Source organism: Janthinobacterium silvisoli, assembly GCF_014200725.1.
GTDB lineage: Bacteria > Pseudomonadota > Gammaproteobacteria > Burkholderiales > Burkholderiaceae_D > Janthinobacterium.
On record NZ_JACHCL010000001.1, the window covers coordinates 574,076 to 599,589 of the forward strand.

Below are 25,514 nucleotides of genomic sequence, written 5' to 3' on the forward strand. Positions count from 1 at the left end.
CGGCGCTGCTATGTAAAAAAGCCCGCTTATCGTGACGATAAGCGGGCTTTTTTGATTGATTCAGCAGCTTAGGCGATACGTTCGCCATTGGCCGGATCAAACATCGCTGCCTTCGACAGGTTGAACGACAGCTGCATCGATTGGCCAGGCTTGACGGCTTCGCGCGGATGCGTGCGGCAAGTCACGGCTGCGCCATTCAAACGCGTCGTCAGCAAGGTATCGGGACCGGTCGGTTCGACCAGGTCGACCAGGCAGCCCAGTTCCTGGCCCACGTCGCCATGCGCGCTGCTGGTGTCGGTGATCTGCTCCGGGCGCACGCCCAGGATCACGTCGCGGCCCACATAGGCGCGCAGCTTTTCAGCTTCGAATGGCAGCTTCAGGCGCAGGTTGTTACCCGCGTTTTCAATGCCGACAAATACTTCGCTGCCTTCGATCACAGGTTTCACCGTGATGAAATTCATCGATGGCGAACCGATGAAGCCTGCCACAAACAGATTGGCCGGATTGTCGTAGATGTCTTGCGGCGTGCCCAGTTGCTGCACCACCCCATCCTTCATCACGGCGATCAGGTCGCCCATGGTCATCGCTTCGATCTGGTCATGCGTGACGTAGACGATGGTGGCCTTCAGGCGCTGGTGCAGCAGCTTGATTTCGGCGCGCATTTCCACACGCAGCTTGGCGTCCAGGTTCGACAGCGGTTCATCGAACAGGAACAGCGAAGGCTTGCGCGAAATGGCACGCCCCATGGCTACGCGCTGACGCTGGCCGCCCGACAATTGCGCAGGGCGGCGGTCCAGCAAATGCGTGATCTGCAGGGTTTCAGCGACGCGGGCAACGATTTCTTCCTGCTCGTGCTTGGGCACCTTCTTCACGTTCAGGCCGAAGGCGATATTCTCGCGCACCGTCATCGACGGATACAGCGCGTAGGACTGGAACACCATGGCGATGTCGCGGTCCTTCGGTGGCAAGTCATTGACGACCTTGCCGTCGATCAGGATCTCGCCCGAAGTGACGCTTTCCAGGCCTGCCACCATATTGAGCAGGGTCGATTTGCCGGAGCCGGAGCCGCCGACGAGGATCAGAAACTGGCCATCCTTGATCTCGATGTCGATGCCTTTCAAGACTTCGACGCCGTTGGTGTACACCTTGCGGATGCTGCGTATCGATAAACTGGACATGTAGTATTTCCTTAACCTTTGACTGCGCCCGCGGTCAGGCCGCGCACAAAATAACGGCCTGCGACCATGTAGACCAGCAGGGTAGGCAGCGCGGCAATCACCGCGGCCGCCATGTTGACGTTGTATTCCTTCACGCCGGTAGACGTGTTGACCAGGTTGTTCAAGCCCACCGTGATCGGTTGCGAATCGCCGCTGGCGAAGACGATACCGAACAGGAAGTCGTTCCAGATCTGCGTGAACTGCCAGATGATGCAGACGACGAAAATCGGGCCCGAGATCGGCAGCACGATCTTGCGGAAGATCAGGAAGAAGCCGGCGCCGTCGATACGGGCCGCCTTGATCAATTCTTCCGGCACGCCGATATAGTAGTTACGGAAGAACAGCGTGGTGAAAGCCGTACCGTACACCACGTGCACGAACACCAGGCCGGTGGTGGTATTGGCCAGGCCGAAGTTACCGAGCAACTGGGCCATCGGCAGGATCACCACCTGGAACGGGATGAAGCAGCCCACCAGCAAGCCGGCGAACAGCACTTCCGAACCACGGAAACGCCAGTGCGCAAACACATAGCCGTTGAAGGCGCCCAGGAAGGTCGAGATCAGCACGGCCGGTATCACCATCTTGATCGAGTTCCAGAAGAACGGCTGCATGCCGTCGCAAGTCACGCCGGTGCAGGCGGAATCCCAGGCCTTGGCCCAGGAGTCGAATTGCCACACTTGCGGCAGTGCCAGCAGGTTGCCGCTACGGATTTCATCGAGCGACTTGAACGACGTCGACAACGTTACGTACAGCGGCACGATGTAGTACACCGCGAACAGAATCAGCAGCAGGTATAAAACCACCCGTCCCAGGGTGAGTCGGTTATTTCTTGTAGGTGTCATCTCATCGCCTTTGCGCTGCGCGTTTCCAGGTACATCAGCGGCACCAGCACGGCCACGATGGTGGCCAGCATCATCATTGCCGATGCCGAGCCCAGGCCCAGCTGGCCACGGGTGAAGGAAAACTGGTACATGAAGATGGCGGGTACGGAAGACGAATTGCCAGGTCCGCCGGCCGTCAGTGCAATGACCAGGTCAAAACTCTTGATGGCGATATGCGCCAGGATCAGCAGCACGCTGAAGAACACGGGCCGCATGGCCGGAATCACGATGCGCCAGTAAATGGTCGGCAGGGAGGCGCCATCGACTTGCGCCGCCTTGATGATTTCATCGTCGATGCCGCGCAGACCGGCCAGGAACAGCGCCATCACGAAGCCCGACGATTGCCACACGCCGGCGATCACCACCGTGTAGATGGCCATGTCGGAGTTGACCAGCCAGTCGAAGGTGAATGACGTCCAGCCCCAGTCGTGCATGACTTTTTCCAGACCCAGGCTGGGGTTCAGCATCCACTTCCAGGCAGTACCGGTAACGATGAAGGACAGCGCCATCGGGTACAGATAGATGGCGCGCAGCGCGCCTTCGGCGCGGATTTTCTGGTCCAGCAGGATGGCCAGGAACAGGCCAATCACGATGCTGCAACCGATGAACAGGAAACCGAAAATGCCCAGGTTCTTGAGCGAGGTCCACCAGCGCTCATTGCCGAACAGTTCGTAGTATTGCACCAGGCCGGCGAACTCGTAGTTCGGCAGCAGCCGCGATTCGGTCAGCGATAGCCAACCGGTCAAAATAATGAAACCATAGACGAATATGAGGCTGGCGATGAGCGTCGGGCCCAGCACCATCTGTGGTATCCATCGGTCAAAATGCTTGCGTAGGGACATAAGACAGCCGTAGAAGTAGAACTGCGTGTGGCTATCGCGCTGGCAGGCGCCGGGCGATAGCCTGCGGTGATGCAGAAAGCGCCGGCGGTGAGGCCGGCGCCGTCGTGATTACTTCACTTTTGCCGCTTTGGCCAGCTCGGCAACCGCGTCTTTCGAGCTCATGTTGGTGTTCATGAACTTGGCGATCACGTCAAAGATCGCGCCCTGGGTTGCCGATGGCAAAGCCATGCCGTGGGCAAACGATGGCACCAGCGCGCCAGTCTTGTTGGTCGCGTCCATGTCGTCCATCGACTTGATGGCGCAAGCATCGAACTTGTCACGCGACACACCCGAACGCACAGGGATGGAACCCTTGTTCAAGTTGAAGATCGACTGGAACTTCGGATTCATGATGGCGTTGGCCAGGGCGATCTGCCCTTTCTTCGCATTCGCATCCTTTTGCGTGAACATGGCAAACGAATCGATGTTGAAGGTGTAGGCTTTGTCGGTACCTGGTGCGGCGACGCACTGGTAATCCTTGCCCGGTACTTTGCCAGCGGCAGTGAACTCGCCCTTGGCCCAGTCGCCCATGAACTGGAAAGCTGCCTTGTTGTTGATGACCATGGCGGTGGCCAGGTTCCAGTCGCGGCCTGGTGCATCCTTGTCGATGTAGGTCTTGACTTTGCCCAGGGTGTCGAACACCTTGATCATGGTCGGGCCGGTCAGTTCTTTCTGGTCCAGCTTGAGGATGGCTTTTTTGTAGAATTCGGTGCCGCCCACGCCCAGCGCGACCGATTCAAACACGGTGGCGTCCTGCCATGGCTGGCCACCGTGCGCAATCGCGATGGCGCCCGATTTCTTGACCTTGTCAGCCGCTTCGAAGAAGGCTGGCCAGGTGGTTGGAATCGTGGTGACGCCAGCTTTTTTCAGCACTTCCGGGTTGACCCACATCCAGTTGACGCGGTGGACGTTGACCGGCGCGGCGACGTAATGGCCTTTGTATTTCATGATGTCGGCGACTACTTTCGGCAGCACGGCATCCCATTTGCCTGGAATGGCGGCGTCGTCGATATTGGCCAGCACGCCTTCAGCGCCCCATTCCTGGATCGATGGGCCCTTGATCTGGGCGGCGGTCGGAGGATTGCCCGAAATGACGCGGGTTTTCAGTGCGGTCGCGGCGTTTTCGCCAGCGCCGCCAGCCACGGCGAAGTCTTTCCAGCCAAAGCCGCTTTCCTTGACGATCTGTTGCAATTGACCCACGGACTTGGCTTCGCCGCCCGAGGTCCAGTAGTGCAGCACTTCGACGTCGGTCGCAAAAGCGTTACCGGCGAACGCCAGGGTTGTCAGTGCTGCCAGTTGGGTGATCTTGAATTTCAGTTTCATCTCCACATATCCTTTTTTTGATCAAGCTTTTAGGGGCTTCGGCACAGCAGGCCGAACAAGGTGAAAAATGCGCCTGTATCGGCGCTCTTGCGCACCTGCCCGTACACAAACGGGCAGGCGCATCAGTCGACAGTCGGCGCCGCAATCCATGACAGAGTTGCATAATAAATCATATGGTGGAGCGACGCCAAAAAGCGCATCCATCGGGATGCGCCGGGGTACTTAGAACCAGGTCTCGACCTGGAAGCCGTACGAGGTGCCGCTGGTATTGTTGTTATACACAGGACCCGAATTGTTGTTGGCATTGACCGAAGCGGTCGCTGCATCGTTCCATTTGCCGTAGGTGACAAAGGCGCGCAATTCAGGACGCGACCACAGGCCAGGACCTGCCGACAGCGTCGGTGCAAAGGTGATTTTGGTCAGGCGCTTGGCCGGGCCGTTCTCTTGCGTGACGCGGTCCGTACCCAGTTCGGCCACCAGCTTGAAGTTGTTGGTCAGTGCGTAGACAGGGCGCACACCAACCGTGGTCCAGACGGAAGAACCGGTCGCGTTCGATTGGTCTTTTTGCCACAGGGCCACGAATTCCATGCCGAAATTCCACAGTGGCTGGATCGCCATATCATTGAACACACGCGTGCGTTTCACGTCGGAGCCGAACAGGGTGCTGCCCGATGCGCCGAACTGGCCGTTGCTGGCGCCGCCGATACCAGGACCGACGCCGTATTGCACGCCGAAGGTGTTACCGCCGCCCCAGACTTTCGATTGACGGTGGAAGGCCGACAATTGCCAGCCATTGTGGCGCTCGCCCAGGCCATCGTTGTTTTTACCCTGGCCGCTGATGAAGGTGCCGGCGATATCGAGCGTACCGTTCACGTTCACAGGAATTTCACCGTAGATCAAGTTCTGGCGTACGGCCGACTGCGTGCTGACGGTGGTCTTGTTCGTGACCGGGTCGGTGAAGGTGTTGGTGACGTCGTTGTCCTTGAAGAAGGCATAGGACAGCTTGCCTGGGCCAAAGTTGCCGATACGATCCAGACCGGCACCAGTACCGTTCATGTTGATGTACTGCGTATCGAGCATATGGATGTCAGGACGGTAGTAGAAACGTTTACCGACCCAAGCCGTGCCGCCAGCGAGCGCATCGAGGCCTTGTGCTTCGACGTAGGCCTTGACGATGCCGACCTTGCGGTCGCCGAAGTCCGACGTAGGAGCAAAAGCGTTGACCCACAAGGTGGCCATATAGGTCACGTTGTCTGACTTGGCGATGGCTTTGGTGTAACCGAATTCCGTGTAGGCATCGCACTCATTGCCGAGGCGATATTTCGTGGTGTTGCCGCCCAGACCGTAGCAGCTTTGTGGGCCGCCGCCGTCAGCGGTCGTGCTGCCGGCGCCCGCGCGCAGGTAGCCGTGGAAACCTTCTGAGTCACTTGGGAACATGGGGTCGGCAGCAACGGTACCGCTGGCGATAGCTAAAACGATGGCAGCAGGCAGCGATTTCAATGCGGCCTTCAACATGGTGCGATGCAGCATGGTAAGTCTCCTCAGTAATTTATTTTTTATCTAGTAATTCGTGGCCGAATTTACTGGCCAGAATTCTTTCCAGCAGGGACATAGTAACTATACTACGAACAAATATCAACATATTATGTTGTAATCCTACGACTACTCTGAGACACTTTATTTGCCTGTTCTTTTTTCATGGAACAGGCATCCATCCACACCATCGGTCGGTCTGAAACAGGGAGGTGAATTTTTGGCACGCTTACCGTATACGAATTAAAATCCTTGGTTTTCGCCCATAACGACAGTTGCGCCGCAACGACGGCGCACGCATATGAGACAACAGCTACGCCATGAGAATTGATGAAAAAATAGAGATACCGGGCAGCGACCCGGCCGAACGCTTCAGCGATGGGCCGCGTCTGCTGGCCGATATCGGCGGCACCAATGCCCGCTTCGTACTCGAAACACGGCAGGGCCATCTGGAAGCGGTGGCCGTGCTGCCCTGCGACGATTACGCCTCGCTGCTCGACGCCATCAATGCCTATATGATGAGCGCCGAGGCGCGCGCTGCCGGTTCGGCGCGCGTGCGCCATGCCGCCATCGCGATTGCCAATCCGATCGACGATGACACCATCCGCATGATGAACCACCACTGGTTCTTCTCGATCGAGGCAATGCGCGCCGCGCTGGGCCTCGACACGCTGCTGGTGGTCAATGACTTCACGGCGCTGGCCATGGCCCTGCCCTATCTGCGCGCCGACCAGCGCCTGCAGATCGGCGGCGGCATGGCCCGCGCCGACAGCGTGATCGGCTTGCTCGGCTCGGGCACGGGCCTGGGCGTATCGGGCATGATCCCCGCAGAAGACCGCTGGATCGCGCTCGGTAGCGAAGGTGGCCATGTCAGCTTCGCGCCCTGCGACCAGCGCGAGATGGATGTGCTGTCGTATGCCTGGCGCGAATTGCCGCATGTTTCGGCCGAACGCTTAGCTTCAGGCCGCGGCCTGGAACTGATCTACCGCGCCCTGTCCGAACGGGCCGGCCGGCACGACGTGCAGCCGCTGCCGGCCGCCGAAATCACCAGCCGCGCCCTGAGTAATGAATGCGAAATCTGCCTGGAAGCGGTGGACTGCTTTTGCGCCATCCTCGGCTCCATCGCCGGCAACGTGGCCATGACCCTGGGTGCGCTGGGCGGCATCTATATCGGCGGCGGCATCGTGCCGCGCCTGGGGCCACTGTTTGAACAATCGCAGTTCCGCGCGCGCTTCGAACAGAAGGGCCGGCTGAACGAATACCTGGCGCAGATTCCCACCTTTCTGATCACGGCCGAACTGCCGACTTTCCTCGGCATTGCCGCCATCCTGGCGCAAAAGCTCAAGCGCGCCAATTCCGGCTCGCCCGTGCTCGAATCGGTACGCCAGGCGCGCGGCCGCATGAGTCCATCGGAATGCAAGGTAGCCGACTGGGTACTGAAAGAACCGAACGCGATGCTGACCTTGCCGATTGCTGAAATCGCCCAGCGCGTAGGCGTCAGCCAGCCGACCGTGATGCGCTTTTGCCGTTCGATCGGCGTGCAGGGCCTGGCCGATTTCAAGCTCAAGCTGGCCTCGGGATTGACGGGCGGCGCCATCACGGTATCGCACTGCCATGTGGAGATATCGGACTCCGACGCCGAACTGGCGCGCAAGGTGCTGGGCAATAACGCCTCGGCCGCGCTGGGCCTGCGCGACATGCTCGACGTAAAGGCCCTGACGACCGCCATCGACCTCTTGCGCGGCGCGCAGCGCGTGGAATTGCTGGCCGTGGGCAGCGCCCGCGTGGTGGCCGACGACATGCAGCAAAAGCTGCTCAATCTGGGCATCATCAGCAGCTTTTTTACCGACCAGCAAGCGCAGGAAATGAGCGCCGCCATGCTCAAGCCGGGCGATGTGGCACTGGTCATCTCACGCTCGGGCAGCCTGCCCGACCTGCTGCGCACGGTGAAGGTGGCGCAAGCCTGCGGCGCCAGCATACTGGCCATTACGGCCAGCGGTTCACCATTGGCCAAGCTGGCCGACGTGCTGCTGACACTGAACCATCCGGAAGGCAATCTGAATTTCGTGCCGATGATCGTGCGCCTGCTGCAGCTGATGATGCTCGATATCCTGTCGGTGGGACTGGCGCGGCGCGATACGGCCCAGCGCACCAGCGCCACCCAGCTGGAAGAAGGCCAGTTGCACGGCATGCGCATCAGCGGCAAGCTGAAATTCGGCGGCCACCTCGAATAAGATGAGCGCCTCCACTCCTCCGCGCCCCGATGCTGCCGGTGACGCCACCGTGCACGACGTGGCGCGCATGGCTGGCGTGTCAGCCATGACGGTGTCGCGCGTAATCAATGGGCGCGCCAGCGTCAGCGCCGTGACACGCAACAAGGTGGAAGCAGCGATCACCGCGCTGCGCTACCAGCCCAACCTGGCGGCCCGGGCGGCCCGCACCGGCACCTTGCGCATCGGCCTTTTATACAGCAACCCCAGCGCCGCCTTTCTCAGCGAATTTCTGGTCGGCGCCATGGATCAATGCCGCCAGGGCGGCGGCCAACTGCTGCTGGAGCGCTGCGACGACCTGGCCAGCCAGCGCAGCGCCATCGCCTGCCTGGTGGAAGCGGGCGTGGACGGTATCCTGGTACCGCCGCCGCTATGCGATTCGACCGAAGTGCTGGCGCAATTGAACCAGATGGGCGTGCCGGCCATTGCGGTCGCGACCGCCCGCCCCGCGCCTGGCGTATCGGCCGTGCGCATCGACGATTACCAGGGCGCACTGGCCATGACACAATATCTGATCGCCCAGGGCCACCGCGACATCGGCTTTATCGAAGGCGATCCCGCACACACGCCGGCGCTGCTGCGACGCCAGGCCTTCGAAGACGCCATGCGCGACGCCGGGCTGAAAGTGGACGCCCGGCGCCTGGCGCAAGGCTATTTTACCTACCGTTCAGGGCTGGACGCGGCGCGTGAGCTGCTTGGCGCGGACACCCTGCCGACCGCCATCTTCGCCAGCAATGACGACATGGCGGCCGCCACCCTGGCCGTGGCGCACGGCATGGGACTGCAGGTGCCGCAACAATTAAGCGTTTGCGGCTTCGACAACACACCCGTGGCCACCACCGTCTGGCCCGAACTGACCACCATCCACCAGCCGATCGCCGACATGGCGCGCGCCGCCGTGCAACTGGTAATCGATGAAATACGCCAGCGCCGCGCAGGCGAAACAGCCGCCACCACCCATCAGCTGATGGAATTTACGCTGATGGTGCGCGCCTCGTCAGGCGTAGCCCCCTGACTTTGTCCCATGCGTGCGCCTGCGCACAGACCGCCACGGCCACAGGGCGCATGGTGAGTTCTTCAGCGAGCCGCGGAGATACACACCATGCAATTTGCAATGATAGGCCTGGGGCGCATGGGCGCCAATATGCTGCGCCGCCTGTGCGCGGGCGGTCACGAATGTGTTGCCTATGATACGCACGCAGAAGCGCGGGCGGCCATCGCCGGACCCGGTGTCAGCACTGCGGCGACGCCTGAAGAGTTGATCGGCATGCTGGTGCAGCCGCGCGTGCTGTGGCTGATGGTGCCGGCAGGCGCGGTCGATGCGGCGCTGGCCAGCTTGACACCGCTGCTGTCGCCCGGCGATATCATCATCGATGGCGGCAATTCCTACTACCGCGACGACATCCGCCGCGCCGCAGAATTACGCCCGCGCCAGCTGCGCTACGTCGACGTCGGCACCAGCGGCGGCGTAGCCGGCTTTGAGCGTGGCTATTGTCTGATGATAGGCGGCGAAGCAGAGGTGGTTGATCACCTGAGACCACTGTTTGCCACCCTGGCTCCGGACAGCGCCTCCGCTCCGCGCACCCCGGGCCGGCGCGGCGCGACTGCCGGAGGCGCCGAACAAGGCTATCTGCATTGCGGCCCGCACGGCGCTGGCCACTTCGTCAAGATGGTCCATAACGGTATCGAGTACGGCATCATGGGCGCTTTTGCCGAAGGCTTCAATATCCTGCGCCACGCCGACGCCGGCCTGCATCACGACAGTGCCCACGCCGATGCCGAAACGGCGCCGCTCGAGCATCCCGAGTTTTACCAATATACGCTGGACTTGCCCGAGATCGCGGAACTGTGGCGGCGCGGCAGCGTCGTCAGTTCGTGGCTGCTGGACCTGGCCGCCGCCGCCCTGCTGCGCGATCCCTCACTGGACGGTTATGCAGGCAGAGTCGCCGATTCCGGCGAAGGACGCTGGACCCTCAACGCCGCCATCGATGAAGCCGTGCCCGCCCCCATCCTGAGCGCTGCCCTGTTTGCACGCTTCGGCTCGCGCGGCCAGGCCGACTATGCCGACAAATTGCTGTCGGCCATGCGCCAGGGTTTCGGCGGCCACCTGGAACAGGGAGCAGCACCACCCAAGCGAAATACATGATCAATGGGCATGCGCAAGCGGCCCAACCAACAGGAGTACACCACCATGAACGCAGCGATCAATTTGCATGAAATGGGCCAGAGCCTGTGGCTGGACAACATCACGCGCGGCCTGCTCGACGACGGGACCCTGGAGCGCTACCGGCGCGAACTGGCCATTACCGGCCTGACCTCGAATCCCACGATTTACCAGCATGCGCTGGCCGATACGGCGTTCTACGATACGGCCATCGCTGACAATAATGAACAATCGGGCGAAGCGCTGTTCTTCGACCTGGCGCTAAACGACTTGCGCCGCGCCGCCGACCTGTTCCGCCCGGATTTCGACGCCAGCGACGGCGCCGATGGCTGGGTCTCGCTGGAAGTATCGCCAGTGCTGGTGCACGACGCGCAGGCAACGATACGCATCGCCGCCGAACTGCATGCCAAGGCCGACCGGCCCAACCTGTTCATCAAGATTCCCGGCACGCCGGCCGGCTTGCTGGCGATCGAAGAATCGATCTTTGCAGGCATCCCGGTCAACGTCACCTTGCTGTTTTCTTGCGCGCAGTACCAGGCTGCTGCCGAAGCGTATCTGCGTGGCGTCGAGCGCCGCCTCGAAGCGGGACTTGATCCGGCGATTGCTTCCGTGGCGTCACTGTTCGTCAGCCGCTGGGACGCGGCTGTGGCTGAAAAGGTACCGGCCGAATTGCGCAACCGCCTCGGCATCGCCGTTGCCCGGCGTACCTATCACGCCTACCGGGAATTGCTGGCCTCACGTCGCTGGCGCCATCTGGCCGAAACCGGTGCGCGGCCGCAGCGTTTGCTGTGGGCCTCGACCGGCACCAAGGATAAAAGCGCCTCCGACGTGCTGTACCTGCAGGCGCTGGCCGCACCGAACACCATCAATACCATACCGGAAAAAACCCTGCTGGCCTTTGCCGACCATGGCGTCGTCAGCGGCAGCATGCCGGCCGATGGCGGCGACGCCGAGCAGACCCTGGCCGCCTTCGAAGCTGCCGGCATCGACCTCGATGCGCTGGCGCAGCAACTGCAGGACGATGGCGCCGAAGCGTTCGCCACCTCCTGGCACGCATTACTGAAAGTACTCGATAGCAAGCGCAGCAAGATCAACAGGTAGCAGATTAACCGCCCTGGCCTGCTGGCGCCTGGTCGCCCAGCAGAGCCTGGGCGCGCTGGCAAACATTCTCGACCGTGTAGCCGTAATGCTGCATCAGCACATCACCCGGGGCCGACGCGCCAAAAGTATCGATTGCGATCACATCGCCGTGATCACCGATATAGCGGTGCCAGCCCTGAGAAACGCCGGCCTCGATCGCCAGGCGCGCCGTTAACGCTGGCGGCAATACCGTATCGCGATAGTCCTGCGGCTGCGCATCGAACAATTCCCAGCTCGGCATCGACACCACGCTGGCGAACACCTTGCGCAGCGCCAGCGCCTCTTGCACGGCCAGCGCCAGGGTCACTTCCGAACCGCTGGCGATCAGCAGCACTTGCGCCTTGCCGCCAGCCGCGCCAGACAATACATAAGCACCGCGCAGCAAGCCTTCGGCCGGTGCGTATTTGCTGCGGTCCAGGGTGGGCAAATGCTGGCGCGTCAGGGCCAGCGCCACCGGTTGCTCGCGCGATTGCAGCGCCACCCGCCAGGCATACGCCGTTTCATTCGCGTCGGCGGGCCGTATCACGATCAGGCGCGGAATCGCGCGCAAGCTAGCCAGTTGTTCTATCGGCTGGTGCGTCGGACCATCTTCGCCCAGGGCGATGCTGTCGTGCGTGAAGACGAAGACCACACGCAGCTCCATCAGGGCAGCCAGCCGTATCGACGGACGCATGTAATCGGAAAAAATCAGAAAGGTGGCGCAGAACGGGATCGCGCCACCATGCGCAGCGATGCCATTCGAGATCGCCGCCATCGCATGTTCGCGCACGCCGAAATGCAGGTTGCGGCCCGCATAATTCCAGTCGCCGCCGTTCGATCCCTGGCGATCGGGTGCAAGCAGGGCCGGCGGCTGGAAGTCGCCGGTGTCTTTCAGCGCCGTATAGGTCGATGGATCGAGGTCGGCCGAACCGCCTATCAACGCCGGCAGATGCGCGGCGACGCCATTCATTACCAGGCCGGATGCGCTGCGCGTGGCCATGCCCTTGGCGTCGGCTGGAAACGCTGGGATTCCTGCATCCCAGCCATCGGGCAAGGCACAGCCGCCTGGCTGCATCAGCTGCCGCAATGCCAGCGCCAGCTCAGGATAGGCGCGCTCGTAATCATCGAGCCGCTGTTGCCACGCCGCATGTTCACGCCGGCCGCCCTGGCCCAGCGCCAGGAAGTGCTCGCGCACGGCGTCGGGCACATAAAACGGCGGCTCTTCCGGCCAGCCCAGCTTGCGCTTGGTAAGTCTCACGTTTTCCTCGCCCAAGGGCGAGCCGTGGGCCTCGAAACTATCCTGCTTGGGCGAGCCATAACCGAGATGGGTACGCACCAGTATCAGCGAGGGGCGCAAGGTTTCAGCGCGGGCAGCGCGCAGCGCCTGTTCCAGCGCTTCCAGATCATTGCCGTCGGCCACAGTGTGCGTATGCCAGCCATAAGCGGCAAAACGGGCCGCGCGGTCTTCGCTGAAGGTCATGTCGGTACCCGCCGACAAGGTGACGTTGTTGTCGTCATACAGATAAATCAGCTTGCCGAGTTGCAGATGGCCCGCCAGCGAGGCGGCTTCGGCCGCCACACCCTCCATCAGGTCGCCATCGCTGACCAGAGCGTAGGTGTAGTGATCGATCACCGTGTGGCCTTCGCGGTTGAAGCGCGCCGCCAGATGGGCTTCAACCATCGCCATGCCGACACCGTTGGCGAAACCCTGGCCCAGCGGCCCGGTCGTCAGTTCGACGCCAGGTGTCAAGCCCCGCTCGGGATGGCCGGGCGTGATGCTGCCCCACTGGCGAAACTGGCGCATCTGTTCCATGGGCAGCGCGTAACCGGTCAAATGCAGCAGGCTGTATAGCAAGGCCGAGCCGTGGCCGGCCGACAGCACGAAGCGGTCGCGGTCGAACCATTGCGGGTCATCCGGATCATGCTTGAGCAGGCGGGTCCACAAGATATAGGCCATCGGTGCGGCATCGAGCGGCAAGCCCGGATGGCCGCTATTGGCTTGCTGGACGGTGTCGATCGCCAAAAAACGCAGGGCATCGACACTTTGTTGATCAAGCGCTGAAGCGGAAAGCGGTGCGTTCATTTATGACTCCCTGGTGGCGCCGGCAGGCTAAGACTCTTCAGTCTAGTCCCCGCCAGCGCCACACTCCGTGCGCTGATCCACATAGCCGCCAGGTGCGCGAACGAATGCTGGCTCAGGCCTGCATTTCCGGCAAGGTGATTTCCGCCTTGCGCGCCGCAATCTGCCGGCCCAGGGCTGGCAGATCGAGTTTTGCGGCACGCGCTTTCGGGAACATGTCTTGCTCTTCTTCCTGCACGTGATGCTCAATCTGCTCGGACAGCACCTTGACCTTGGCATCGTATAAATCTTCGCCGGGCTCCATGGCGACGATTTGCGCGATCAAGTCCTTGGCTGATGCATGCTCGACCAGCGCTTCATCGACCAGATCCTGATTACCCTTGCTAGCTTCGCGTACAGCCGGGTAAAAAATCTCTTCTTCCGCCGTCGCGTGCTTGCTCAATTCCAGGCAGATTTTCAAGGCCAGCTTGCGCTTGCTGGCGAGCGACCTGTCGCTCAGTGCCTCGTACTGCTCGAACAGCTCCTTGACGTTTTGATGATCTTGCTTGAGCAGCGCTATCGCGTCCATCTCGGGGATGCCGGTGATTTTTTGGGAAACGGGAGCTGCCTGATGGGATTGGGTGGCCATATTCGTGTCTCCATGTGGTGTGAAGGGACGATACCGCTTGCGGGCATCGGAACTCACATTGTAGGCACGGCCAGAAGAAGGTCTTGTAGGACTTTCACTTATAGCAAGGTAGGCAAACTGAGCCTCCTCAGATTCGCCGCAAAGAAAACCAGTCCGCACCATGATAGCTGCGGACTGGAATGATTTCTAACAAGCAATTAGGCCAGCACGGTGCGCTCGACCAGCTTTTCTACCAGTTCCACCGATGGCGGCGAACCGCCGGCTGCCAGGCAGGCGCCCGCGCCGGCCGCAACGGCAAAGCGCAAGTGCTGGCCGCCATCCACGTCAGGGCGGTAAATCAGGCTGTACAGCAAACCGCCTATGCTGGCGTCGCCCGCCCCCACCGAATCGACCACGTCGATCACTGGTGGCGCCGCCCGCCATGATTGTTCGCCCTGATACAGGGCAGCGCCTTGCGCGCCACGCGTGTACAGATAGCTGGCGTGCGGATTCCAGCTGCGCAGGGTGGCAAACGCGGCGTCGATATCGGCATGGCGGAACAAGCCTTCCAGGTCTTCATCGGACACTTTGACCACATCGGCCAGTTCGGTCATGCGGCGCAAGGTGGCGTCGTAGCGCTCGTCCATCATGACGCGGAAATTCGGGTCATAGCTGATCTTCACGCCGGCCGCCTTCAATTCAGTGGCCAGGGCCACCAGCTTGCTTCCCAGCGGTTCGCGCGCCAGGCTGATGCCGCCGAAATGCACCCATTGCACCTGCTGCTGCCAGGTCGGCGGCAGCTGCGCCGCGTCAAAATGCAGGTCGGCGCTGTCATCGCCGATAAAGTAATACGTAGGCGGATGCAGTTCGTGCACGATCGCCAGCAAGGGGGATTTGGCATAACGCTGCAAAAAGCGCATGTCCAGGCCTGCGACTTCGGTCGCTTGCGCCAGCGCGTCGCCAAACACATCGCGGCTCACGGCGCCCGCAAACGCGCTGGGCACGCCCAGGCGCGCCATCACGCGCGCCACATTCCAGGTCGAGCCGCCAACCTGGCTGCTCCACTGGTCTGCGCTAGTGCGCAGCATATCGGTCAAGGCTTCGCCAGCCGACACAAAACGGGGAAACTGGGCGCTCATGCTGCACCGCCAATCACGTTCAGCACTTCATAGCAAGCGCCCATGGTGTGGTAATCGACCTTGCCGGCCGGGCTTTTCTCGGCGCTGATTTTTTGGTTATCGGGTGTCAGGATGCGGTACCAGGCGCCGTGGTCATGGTCGACAAAATGCTGCCAGCTATAGTCCCAGATCTTGTCATAGGTCTTCCAGTAACCCTCGCCGCCGGTGCGCGCAGCCAGCACGGCAGCGGCAGCAAAGCTCTCGGCCTGCACCCAGAAGTATTTGTCGCCGTCGCAGATTTCGTCTTGCGGACCGAAGCCGTAATGGATGCCGCCATGCTGGCCATCCCAGGCTTTCGCCAGCGCCGTGTCGAACAATTCACGCGCGCGTGGCAGCAGCCAGTCCGACGGGCCGGCCATGAATTTGGCATGGCGCTCCATGATCAAGAGCAGCTTGGCCCACTCGGTGAAATGGCCGGGCTGGTAACCCCAGGGGCGGAAGATATTGCTCTTGTCATGCAGGTTGTAGTCCCAGTCGATGGACCAGTCAGGGCGGTAGTGTTCCCAGATCATGCCATCGGCCAGCGCAGCCTGGCGCACGGTGACATTGTGCGCCAAGGTCTCGGCGCGGTGCAGGTAGCGCGCCTCGCCGGTCGCTTCAAACGCGGCCAGCATCGCTTCGCAGGCATGCATATTGGCGTTCTGGCCCCGGTAGCCGTCCAAGGTCGCCCAGTCGGCGCTGGCCACGTCGGCATACAGGCCGTGTTCGGGCAGCCAGAAACGCTGCTCCATCAATTCAAATGTCTCGTCCAGGTAGGCACGCGCTTCCTGCATGCCCGCTTGCAAGGCATGCGCGTAGGCCAGTAGCACGAAGGCCAGGCCGTAGCAGTGGTTGGCGCCGTCTTCCACCGTCTTGAGACCATCTTTCCACTTCAGCTGCCAGGCATAGCCGCCCGTGGCCGGATCGCGGTGCACCTCGCGCAAGAAGGCCACGCCATGGCGCAGCGCGGCCTGATAATCGTCGTCGCCGAACTGGCGGTAGGCCATGGCGTAATTGAAGATGAAGCGCGTGCTGCTGACCAGGTGGCGCGTCTCGCTATCGTAGATGCTGCCGTCATCGAGGAAAAAGTGATAAAAGCCGCCGGTGGGGTCGATGGCGCGCGGGTGATAAAAACGCATGGTGTGGGCGATATGCTCGACGAGCATGCGTGGTGAGCGAAAATCGGGTGTCATGATGGCGACTGTCTCATTAATTTGTTATCGATAACAAATATCATAGCATGCCGTATCAAGGCCGTCTCGCCAAATAAAGGCGCAGGAGTCTGGGCCAGCACAGGCAGCACCAGCGGCAAACTGGCGCACTGCACAGCAGGCATTTGACAGCCCAAGGGGCGCAGCTTACATTGCACTTTTCAACATAGACCCGGGACTGCCATGAAGCACTTATCGAAAACTGCCCTGATCTTGTTGCTCGCTGCCAGCGCCAGCAGCAGCGCTTACGCCGATGCGCCTCTCACCGGCTGCGCCGCCAAGCGCGACAGCATCAGCACCGAACTGCGGCTGGCCAGGGAAAAAGGCTATGCCGACAAGGTCACGGGCTTGCAGCGTGCGCTCGATGAAGTCAATGCCCACTGCCGCGACGATGCGCTGACCGAGCGCCGCCAGCAAAAACTGATCAAGGCACAGGCCAAAGTGAGCCAGACGGAGCGTTCGCTGCGCCTGGCCCAGGAAGCCAACAAGGAACCGAAGAAAATTGCCAAGCTGCAAGGCAGGCTGCAAAAGGCACAGTCTGAATTAGCGGCGCTGCAAGCGAAACAGCCTTAAGTCATCTCCAGCTCACCACAATCGCCTTACTTCATGGCGATGGTGGTATTCACACCGCTGCCGCCATCGTCGGGTGCAAACCAGCGGGCCGTGACGGTCTTGGTCTGCGTCCAGAAATACAGCGCCTGTTTGCCGTTCGGGCCCAGGTCGCCCAACTTGGAAGCGCGCGAACCCGTAAAACTGAAATAGGCGACCGGCACGGGAATGGCCACGTTGATGCCAACCTGGCCCACGTCGATCTCGTTCTGGAATTTGCGCCCTGCCCAGCCAGATGACGTAAAGATCGAGGTGCCATTGCCGTTCGGGTTGGCGTTGATGAAGGCAATCGCTTCATCGAGGGTCTCGGCTTCCACCACGCACATGGCGGGGCCGAAGATTTCTTGCGTATAGATGGAGTGGCTGGACTCAACGCCAGAAAAGATCGTCGGCCCCATGAAGTTGCCGCCCTCGTAGCCAGCCACCTGGTGGCCACGGCCATCGAGCAGCAATTGCGCGCCTTCATCGACACCGGCCTGTATCAGTTTTTCCGCGCGCTGCAAGGCGGCCTTGGACACCATCGGTCCCAGGTCGGCCTCGCGGTCGCTGCCCGGCCCGACTTTCAGTTTTTTTGAACGCGCAACGATTTCCGGCAGCCATGCCCGCGCCGTGCCCACCAGTACCACCACGGAATTGGCCATGCAGCGCTGGCCGGCCGCGCCAAACGCCGCGCCGATCAGGTTATTGATCGCCTGTTCCTTGTTCGCGTCAGCCAGCACCACGCAATGGTTTTTCGCCCCCATCATCGATTGCGCGCGCTTGCCCGCCTCGCTGGCGCGGCGGTACACATGCGTGCCCACGTGGGTGGAACCGATGAAGGACACAGCCTTGATGTCGGGATGGTCGCACAGCAGGTTGACGACGTCGGCGCCGCCATGCACCACATTGAGCACACCGGCAGGCAAGCCCGCCTGGTATAGCAATTCGACCAGGTACATGGTCGACGATGGGTCTTGCTCGGACGGTTTCAGCACGAAGGTATTGCCGCACGCGATAGCAATCGGGAACATGAAGCATGGCAGCATGACCGGGAAGTTGAAGGCCGTGATGCCGGCGCCCACGCCCAGCGGCTGGTAGATATTGTAGACATCGACACCAGTGGCCGCGTTTTCGGCGATCTCGCCCAGCTGCAGGGTGGCGATCGAACACGCGTGCTCCACCACTTCCAGGCCCCGCATCACCTCCCCTTCCGCGTCGGGCAAGGTCTTGCCATGTTCGCGCGTGATCAGTTCAGCCAGGGTGCCGATATTATCGCGTATCAGCTGCTGGTACTTGAGCATGATGCGCATGCGTGCCGCCAGCGGCGTATTGCGCCAGGTCTTGAATGCTTCCCTGGCGGTGGCAACCGCCAGCTCTACTTCCTCGCGCGTGGAAAACGGCACCATGGCGACGATTTCCTGCGTAGCCGGATTGATCACGTCGCGCCAGTCGGTGCTGGTGGATATATGCGGCTTGCCGCCGATGTGCAGGGCGATGGCGGGGACTTGGGTCAATGCTTGGTTCATGATTGCCTCCTTATTTTTTGACTAAGTTGCAGGCGTTCGCATCCATAGGCTTGAATGCCTGCTCGGCCGGAATGGTGGACAGCACCTTCAGGTAATCCCAAGGGCCTTTCGATTCGGCCGGGGTCTTCACCTGCACCAGATACATATCGTGGATCACCCTGCCGTCGGGGCGTATCGAAGCGTTGTGCATGACGGCGTCCTGGATCGGCAGCTGGCGCATTTTTTCGGCGACGATTTTCGAGTCGTCGCTCTTTGCGGCCGCCACCGATTTCAGGTAGTGGTAGACGCTGGAATACACGCCGGCCTGCACCATGGTCGGCTTGGCGCCCTTGTTCAGCGCCTCGAAACGTTTGGCAAACGCGCGGCTACGGTCGTCGAAATCCCAGTAAAAACCATCGGCATATACCAGGCCTTGCGCCGTTTCCAGGCCCAGCGCGTGCACGTCGGACAGGAACACCAGCAAGGCGGCCAGGCGCTGGTCCTTGCCGCTGCCGATACGGAATTCGCGCGCCTGCTTGATGGCCGACACCGTGTCGGCCCCGCCATTGGCCAGGCCGATTACCTGTGCCTTGGACGCTTGCGCCTGTACCAGAAACGATGAAAAATCGGAGGCGTTCAGCGGGTGGCGCACGGCGCCCAGCACCGTGCCGCCATTGCGCTTGACCACCTCGCTGGCGTCTTTTTCCAGCGAATGGCCGAAGGCATAGTCGACGGTGACGAAGTACCAGGTCTTTTGCCCAAGTTTGGTCAGTGCCGCTGCCGTGCCGGCCGCCTGCGAATAGGTGTCGAACATCCAGTGGAAGCCGTTCGGCGAGCAGTCTTCATTGGTCAGCCGCCCCGTGGCCGGGCCGCTGAACATGGCGATGCCGCCCTTTTCCTTCATCAGCTTTTGCACGGCCAGCGCCACCGAGGAATTGGTCAGGTCGACGATGGCGTCCACCTTGTCGCGGTCCAGCCATTCGCGCGCCTTGGAAGCGGCGACATCGGCCTTGTTCAAATGGTCGGCCGAGACGATCTCGATCTTCATGCCCTTGCATTCGGCCTTCAGGCAATCCTCGACTGCCATCTGGCTGGCGACGACGGAGCCGCGCCCGCCCATGGCCGAGTATGGCCCGGACATATCGGTCAGCACGCCTATCTTGACCAGACCATCGGAAATCTGCGCTTGGGCGGCGTTAAAAGTCAGGGCCAGCGCCAGCGCCCCCATGGCCAGGATGGTTTTTTTCATGCATGTCTCCTTATGTCATTCTGTTATAGGTATGGACGTATTTTGCATGTGTAAAAATATCTACTCAATCAGAATTAGCGCATAAGTCCTTTGCAAAAATGCACAAGAAAATCACCATAGTCAGCGAATTGAAGTTTCTATTAAAAAATAGTTTCCATTGACATATATTGTGCGCCACACACTGTAAATTTTGATTATGATCCCATACGCAACATTTCCATACGGCAATATCAAAGTGACGCGGGGCAGCGCTGAACAGCTGCGTGGTAGCGGTCGCCAACCACATATCACCATGAAAACTCAAGCATGAATGAACAGACATCAAGTTACAGGCCTGGCCTGGCCAGCGTGGCCAGTTCGGCCATACTGGCTTCCCTGCTGGCCGGCTGCGGCAGCAGCGGCGGAACGCCGGCGCAATCGGCCAGCCTGAAAGCCGACATCACGGCCAGCGCCGTAACGCCGGGCCACTACACGATCAGCAGCGTGTCCAGCAATCTGTGCCTGGCGCTTGCCGGCGACAGCACGTTGGATGGCGCCGCGCTGCAGCAAGCTACCTGCAATGGCTCCAAGGCACAGCAATTTGACGTGCAGCTGACGGACGACGGCAGCTACAGCATCATTAACCTGAACAGCGGCAAGAGCCTGGACGTGGCCGGTATTTCCCTCCTGAATGGCGCGCTGCTCCAGCAATGGAGTTACGGTGGTGGCCCCAACCAGCGTTTCAGCATCGCCCCGAAAAACCAGGCCTACACCATCAGCGCCCAAAACAGCGGCAAGTGCCTGGATGTGCAAAACTTCAGCACCGCAGCGGGCGGCGCGATCCAGCAGTGGGAATGCGGCAACAACACCAACCAGCAATGGACATTCACCTCAACCGATCCGGTATTGCCCGCCGACCCCATTCCCACCGGCCCGGTGGTTGACGCCAGCACGCTCGATAACAAGCTGATCTTCGGCTACCAGGGCTGGTTTGCCTGCGAAGGCGACGGTTCGCCGATCGACGTGGCCGGCAATGGCTGGCGTCACTGGGCGCCGAGCGCCACGCCCGTGGCCAGCAATGTCACGGTCGACATGTGGCCCGACATGCGCGACGTGCCCGCCGGCGAGCAGTGCAAGACAGGCTTCACGATGCCGGACGGCTCGCCCGCCGTGGTCTACAGCTCGTGGAACCGCGCCACCGTCAACCGCCATTTCGAATGGATGCAAAACTATGGCATCGATGGCGTGCTGCTGCAGCAATTCGTCACCGAGCTCGCGCCAGGCTCCGTCAACCGCCGCTTCCGCGATGGCGTGACGGCCAATGTGCGCGCCGGCGCGTCGGCCCATGGCCGTACCTGGGCCGTCGAATACGACACCAGCAACGCGCAGGATGCCGATATCGTCAAGAACATCAAGGATCACTGGGCCGCGCTGGCAGCCAACGGCTCGCTGTCGGCGCCATCGTATCTGCACCAGAACGGCTTGCCCGTGGTGGAATTGTGGGGCCTGGGTTTTAACGGCCAGCCGGCCACGCCTGCTGCGGCCAACGCCTTGCTGGACTGGTTCTTGCGCGATGCGCCCGCCAACCAGCGCGCCTACGTGATCGGCGGCGTGCCGTCGCAATGGCGCACCCAGGGTTCCGATTCGTCGCAAGATCCAGCCTGGGCGGCCGTGTACCGCCGTTTCGACGCGCTCAATCCATGGCTGGTAGGCCGTTTCGGCGACCAGCAGGGCGTGCGCAACTTCCGCCAGAACGTGATGGCGGCCGATATCGCCGAAACCACGCGCCTGGGCAAGCGCTACATGCCGATGCTGTTCCCTGGCGGCCATAATGAACACCGCATCGGCGGGCGTTTCTGGTGGACCCAGTTCTACGAAGCCCGTTCGGCCGGCGCGAATACCTTCTTTGGCGCCATGTTCGATGAAGTCGATGAAGCGACGGCGATGTACAAGGTGGCCCCGAGCAAAGCCTTCTTGCCGGTGGAAATCCCGACCAGCCCCAGCCCATATGTACCGGGCCAGCCGCGCGGTCCCTTCATCACGCTGGACGCCGATGGCGAAAACCTGAGCAGCGACTTTTACCTGCGCCTGGCAGGAGAAGCGAGCAAGGTATTGCAAGGCAAGAGCAGCCTGGGACCGGATCGTCCGATCAGCCAGTAAGGGAGTAAACGGCGTGCGCGTTAGTGCAAAAATGCCCATGCGATTGAAATCGATGCATAATCCTTTGCAAGAACGCAAAGGATACAAGCATGCTCGATTGGGACAATGTACGGGTATTTCTGGAACTGACGCGTAGCCAGGGCCTGGTCGATGCCGCCAGGAAGCTGGGCATCGACCATTCCACCGTCTCGCGCCGCATGCGCAAGTTTGAAGAACAGGTGGGCACGCAGCTGTTCGACCGCAATTACGTGGGCTACCAGCTGACGCCCGAAGGCCACCGCCTGATGGAATACGCGGAAACCATGGAAAGCACGGTGTACGCGGCCACCGAAGAATTGGGCGAACATAACCGGCTGCTGTCCGGGCAGGTAAGGCTGGGCGCCACGGAAGGTTTTGGCGCCGTCGTGCTGGCGCCCCACCTCGCGCACTTTTGCGGCCGTTACCCGCATATCAGCGTGGACCTGATCGCCGTGCCGCGTTTTGTCAGCCTGTCTAAGCGCGAAGCGGACGTGGCGATTTCCATCGAGCGGCCCCAGTCCGGCCCCTACGTGGTGACGAAATTGTCCGATTACCGTTTGAAACTGTATGCCACCCCCGCCTACCTGGCGCGCCATGCGACTATCAGCAGCGTGGCCGAGCTGGCCAAGCACCCCATCATCGGCTATGTGGACGACCTGGTGTTCAGCGCCGAGCTGCGCTATATGGACCACGTGGCGCCCGATTCCCTGCGCGCGTTTCGCAGCACCAGCGTGCTGGCCCAGTACCATGCGGCACGGGCCGGCCAGGCGCTGGCCATCCTGCCCTGCTTCGTTGCCCAGCAGTCGAACGAACTGGTGCCCGTGCTGGACGATCAGATCGACTTGCTGCGCGCATTCTGGATGGTCTCGCCCAGCGAGCGGCGCAATATCGCCCGCGTCAGCGCCCTGTGGAATTATTTGCGCGAAGTGATTGATTTAAACCACGGCTATCTGATGGGTGAAGAAAGCACGCCCCGCTGGCTGCCTTGACACTATAAGGAGACAAACATGCTGATGGATGCAAACCAGTCTGTACTCGTGATCGTCGATTTGCAGGGCCGCTTGATGCCGGCCATCCACGATGCCGGCACGGTGCTGGCGCAAAACCTGCGCCTGGCCCGCATCGCGCAGCTGCTGGAGATCCCTGTGCTGGGCACGGAACAAAACCGCCAGGGCCTGGGGCCTAACGTGGAAGAGATCGCCGCGCTGTGCCAGCAAACGCTGCACAAGACGCATTTCGGCGCCTGCTTTGACGGCTTGCAAGCCATCTTGCCGCCAGGGCGCAAGCAAATCGTCGTCACCGGCTGCGAAGCCCATGTCTGCATGCTGCAGACAGCCGTCGGCTTGCTGGAACTCGGCTACGACGTGATCATCGCCATCGACGCGGTCGGCTCGCGCCAGGCTGCCAGCCGAGATGCGGCCTTGCAACGCCTGGACCGGCTGGGTGCGCAATTGCTGACGGTGGAAATGCTGGCCTTTGAATGGTTGCGCGATTGCAAGCACCCGCGTTTCCGCGAGGTGCTGGCATTGATTAAATAGACTGAAGAGTTTAATCCAGATCAAGTCCATTTGATCCCCATTTGCTAGCTTGGAAACAGCGCCGCCATCCGAGCGGCGCACTTTCACAACAGCAAGGGGACTATCATGGCCTACATCCTACGCGGCAAGCTGTGCGGCTTGATCTGTGCCGAATGTCCCGAACCGCTATCGAACGTCATCGTGCGCCTGTACCGCATGCGCGATACGCAAAACGTGACGGCGCTGGCCGTGGCCAGCGCCAAGGAAACCTTCGCCATCCTCGGCGATGAAGAGCTCCAAGCCAAGGGGCCCTTCCTGCTGGCCGAGGCACGCACGGATGCCGACGGCAACTACAGTTTTAGCCTGGGCGAAAATGACGACTACCAGGGCGAGGCCGTCGAGGTGGATGTATTCTGCCCCAGCGTGCCCCATTTGAAACCGGGCGGCAAGGAACCGGCGCCGCTACAGTTTTCCATCACCACCATCCAGCCGCGCTGGCGCCAGGCCGGCGATGATTTCCTCGCCGTCTGGGACTATTGCTTGCCGCAACGTTTCTGGTGCCTGGTGCGCGCCCGCTTCGGCGCCTGGACCATCTGCGGCCGATTGCGCACCTGCGAAGCGCCGCAAACGCCGATCGCGGGCGCCACTGTGCGTGCTTTCGATGCCGACTGGCTGCAGGACGATGCGCTCGGCGACGCCGTCACCGATGCGACCGGCCGCTTCCGCATCGATTACCTGACGTCGGACTTCACGCTGACGCCGTTTTCACCGTTCATCAACGTGGAGTTTGCCAGCGGACCCGACGTGTATTTCACGGCGCAACTGGGCAGCGCAACCATCCTGTCGGAAACCCAGGCCACGGGCCGCCAGCCTGGCCGCGAAAACGTGGGCCACTGCTTTTGCGTGGAACTGTGTTCAAGCGCCGTCTTGCCGCCCGACGTGGAAGGCTTGCCGCACTGGCAGCAAGTGGAAATCTTCGATATCCACCCCGTCCCTTCCGTGGCCGGCTTTTCGCCGCAAGGGTATGCGGGCGGCCCGGCCGCATCCTACGTCTTCGCGGGTGGCGTTACACTGAAAGGCAATTGTCCTTTGCGCAATAGCGCGATTCCCGCCAACCCGCTCGAATACCGCTTTTTGATCGGCGAATGGGGCTGGAGCGGCGGCGCCGACGATCCCACCGGCTTGCCTACGGTGGCGCCCGGCAGCCTGGCGCCGCTGACGCAAATCCTCGGCACCCTGGTCGGTTATGTGTTTTACACCAATGGACTGGGCCTGGCCGATTCGGCACAAGTCATCATCGACACGGGCGACTTGCTGGCCGGTGGCTGGATACGGGTCGACAACAAGGCCGTCACCGTCGACATGCGCAATGGCAGCACGGCCGTCGTCAACGTCAACAACAGCAATTTCCTGCGCACCTTTGACTTGCTCACCGTCAATACGCCAGCCATCACCAGCCTGCATCCGGCCAAGCTGCCGGGCGGCTTGCCGATACTCGATGCAGGCCGCAGCCTGAGCACGGCGGAAAGTGAACCGGTGCGCCGCTACCGCCTGGGCTTCGAAGTACGCGACGGCACGACGTTAGCGCTGGTGGCGACCGACGGACTCGATGCCATCGTCTTCGACAATTCGCCCGTCATCGTGGCGCTGGACCTGGAAGAGCTGCGCAGCAATGCCTGCAACCCCATCGCGGGCGGCGTGGTACACATCCTGTACACGATAGACCATCCGCATCTGCGCTTTTTCAATCTGACGATTTCCAACAACAATGGCATCACCCACCCGCCGCCACCGCTGCCGGCAGCTAACTTCGCGCCACCGCCACCGACCGCCAACTACCTGTTCCGTGGCGGCGCGGGCGGGCCTCATTTATCGAGCAATAATGGCGGTTTCCCCGTCAACGTGGCGCTCGATCCACCCTGCGCCTACCGGGTAGCGATCAGTTGGCAGACGCGGCATTACCTGGCGTCGTCGCACAGCATTGATCGGCTCTATTGCAAGTAAAATCGTTCAACCCTGTTACTGGAACAGCTGTGGCACAAGCCAATGGCAGCG

General features: G+C 61.3%; 20 protein-coding genes. 9 read left to right on the top strand and 11 right to left on the bottom strand.

Annotated features, from left to right (window positions below; genetic code table 11):
• Positions 1–68: 68 nt before the first annotated feature.
• From HDE75_RS02510 to HDE75_RS02530, 5 genes are all read right to left on the bottom strand, one after another.
• On the bottom strand, positions 69–1,178 hold the full coding sequence (locus HDE75_RS02510) for an ABC transporter ATP-binding protein (RefSeq protein ID WP_183676376.1): 1,110 nt from the start codon (positions 1,176–1,178) through the stop codon (positions 69–71).
• 11 nt (positions 1,179–1,189) lie between these two features.
• A complete protein-coding gene (locus tag HDE75_RS02515; protein WP_183676375.1) occupies positions 1,190–2,059 on the bottom strand; it encodes a carbohydrate ABC transporter permease in 870 nt (289 codons plus the stop codon).
• Positions 2,056–2,940, bottom strand: a complete 885-nt coding sequence (locus tag HDE75_RS02520) for a carbohydrate ABC transporter permease (RefSeq protein ID WP_183676374.1) — start codon at positions 2,938–2,940, stop codon at positions 2,056–2,058. The genes HDE75_RS02515 and HDE75_RS02520 overlap by 4 nt, the downstream gene beginning before the upstream one ends.
• A 108-nt stretch (positions 2,941–3,048) precedes the next feature.
• Positions 3,049–4,302 carry an ABC transporter substrate-binding protein gene (locus tag HDE75_RS02525; RefSeq protein ID WP_183676373.1) on the bottom strand — a complete coding sequence of 418 codons (1,254 nt, stop codon included), beginning with the start codon at positions 4,300–4,302 and terminating at the stop codon, positions 3,049–3,051.
• Positions 4,303–4,524: 222 nt separating this feature from the next.
• Positions 4,525–5,832 carry a maltoporin gene (locus HDE75_RS02530; RefSeq protein ID WP_183676372.1) on the bottom strand — a complete coding sequence of 436 codons (1,308 nt, stop codon included), beginning with the start codon at positions 5,830–5,832 and terminating at the stop codon, positions 4,525–4,527.
• A 323-nt stretch (positions 5,833–6,155) separates the two neighbouring features.
• On the opposite strand from HDE75_RS02530, the gene HDE75_RS02535 reads away from it, so the two are divergent.
• From HDE75_RS02535 to tal, 4 genes are all read left to right on the top strand, one after another.
• Positions 6,156–8,069 carry a glucokinase gene (locus HDE75_RS02535; protein WP_183676371.1) on the top strand — a complete coding sequence of 638 codons (1,914 nt, stop codon included), beginning with the start codon at positions 6,156–6,158 and terminating at the stop codon, positions 8,067–8,069.
• A gap of 1 nt (position 8,070) precedes the next feature.
• On the top strand, positions 8,071–9,120 hold the full coding sequence (locus HDE75_RS02540; protein WP_183676370.1) for a LacI family DNA-binding transcriptional regulator: 1,050 nt from the start codon (positions 8,071–8,073) through the stop codon (positions 9,118–9,120).
• A gap of 87 nt (positions 9,121–9,207) precedes the next feature.
• Positions 9,208–10,251 (top strand): phosphogluconate dehydrogenase (NAD(+)-dependent, decarboxylating), encoded by a 1,044-nt coding sequence (gnd, locus tag HDE75_RS02545; RefSeq protein ID WP_183676369.1) that lies wholly within the window; start codon positions 9,208–9,210, stop codon positions 10,249–10,251.
• A 45-nt stretch (positions 10,252–10,296) separates the two neighbouring features.
• Positions 10,297–11,370, top strand: coding sequence for a transaldolase (gene tal, locus HDE75_RS02550; RefSeq protein WP_183676368.1), 1,074 nt, complete (start codon positions 10,297–10,299; stop codon positions 11,368–11,370).
• 4 nt (positions 11,371–11,374) lie between these two features.
• Here tal and tkt read toward each other — a convergent pair whose 3' ends face one another.
• The 4 genes from tkt to HDE75_RS02570 all read right to left on the bottom strand — a co-directional run bounded on the left by tkt (position 11,375) and on the right by HDE75_RS02570 (position 16,425).
• Positions 11,375–13,471, bottom strand: coding sequence for a transketolase (tkt, locus tag HDE75_RS02555; protein ID WP_183676367.1), 2,097 nt, complete (start codon positions 13,469–13,471; stop codon positions 11,375–11,377).
• A gap of 112 nt (positions 13,472–13,583) precedes the next feature.
• A complete protein-coding gene (locus HDE75_RS02560; protein WP_183676366.1) occupies positions 13,584–14,096 on the bottom strand; it encodes a hemerythrin domain-containing protein in 513 nt (170 codons plus the stop codon).
• Positions 14,097–14,293: 197 nt separating this feature from the next.
• The gene (locus tag HDE75_RS02565; RefSeq protein WP_183676365.1) at positions 14,294–15,214 is read right to left on the bottom strand and encodes a carbohydrate kinase family protein; all 921 of its coding nucleotides are present in this window, start codon (positions 15,212–15,214) and stop codon (positions 14,294–14,296) included.
• Positions 15,211–16,425 carry an AGE family epimerase/isomerase gene (locus HDE75_RS02570; RefSeq protein WP_183676364.1) on the bottom strand — a complete coding sequence of 405 codons (1,215 nt, stop codon included), beginning with the start codon at positions 16,423–16,425 and terminating at the stop codon, positions 15,211–15,213. The genes HDE75_RS02565 and HDE75_RS02570 overlap by 4 nt, the downstream gene beginning before the upstream one ends.
• A gap of 201 nt (positions 16,426–16,626) precedes the next feature.
• Here HDE75_RS02570 and HDE75_RS02575 point away from each other — a divergent pair, with 201 nt between their 5' ends.
• The gene (locus tag HDE75_RS02575; protein ID WP_183676363.1) at positions 16,627–17,016 is read left to right on the top strand and encodes a DUF1090 domain-containing protein; all 390 of its coding nucleotides are present in this window, start codon (positions 16,627–16,629) and stop codon (positions 17,014–17,016) included.
• Between the two features lie 26 nt (positions 17,017–17,042).
• On the opposite strand, the gene HDE75_RS02580 is transcribed toward HDE75_RS02575, so the two are convergent.
• A complete protein-coding gene (locus tag HDE75_RS02580) occupies positions 17,043–18,557 on the bottom strand; it encodes a CoA-acylating methylmalonate-semialdehyde dehydrogenase (protein ID WP_183676362.1) in 1,515 nt (504 codons plus the stop codon).
• Between the two features lie 10 nt (positions 18,558–18,567).
• A complete protein-coding gene (locus tag HDE75_RS02585; protein WP_183676361.1) occupies positions 18,568–19,785 on the bottom strand; it encodes an ABC transporter substrate-binding protein in 1,218 nt (405 codons plus the stop codon).
• A gap of 306 nt (positions 19,786–20,091) precedes the next feature.
• On the opposite strand from HDE75_RS02585, the gene HDE75_RS02590 reads away from it, so the two are divergent.
• The 4 genes from HDE75_RS02590 to HDE75_RS02605 all read left to right on the top strand — a co-directional run bounded on the left by HDE75_RS02590 (position 20,092) and on the right by HDE75_RS02605 (position 25,463).
• Positions 20,092–21,924 (top strand): RICIN domain-containing protein, encoded by a 1,833-nt coding sequence (locus HDE75_RS02590; protein ID WP_183676360.1) that lies wholly within the window; start codon positions 20,092–20,094, stop codon positions 21,922–21,924.
• Positions 21,925–22,013: 89 nt separating this feature from the next.
• The gene (locus HDE75_RS02595) at positions 22,014–22,931 is read left to right on the top strand and encodes a LysR family transcriptional regulator (protein ID WP_183676359.1); all 918 of its coding nucleotides are present in this window, start codon (positions 22,014–22,016) and stop codon (positions 22,929–22,931) included.
• Between the two features lie 18 nt (positions 22,932–22,949).
• Positions 22,950–23,480 (top strand): isochorismatase family protein, encoded by a 531-nt coding sequence (locus HDE75_RS02600; RefSeq protein ID WP_183676358.1) that lies wholly within the window; start codon positions 22,950–22,952, stop codon positions 23,478–23,480.
• A gap of 105 nt (positions 23,481–23,585) precedes the next feature.
• A complete protein-coding gene (locus HDE75_RS02605) occupies positions 23,586–25,463 on the top strand; it encodes a transthyretin-like family protein (protein ID WP_183676357.1) in 1,878 nt (625 codons plus the stop codon).
• The last annotated feature ends 51 nt before the right edge of the window (positions 25,464–25,514 follow it).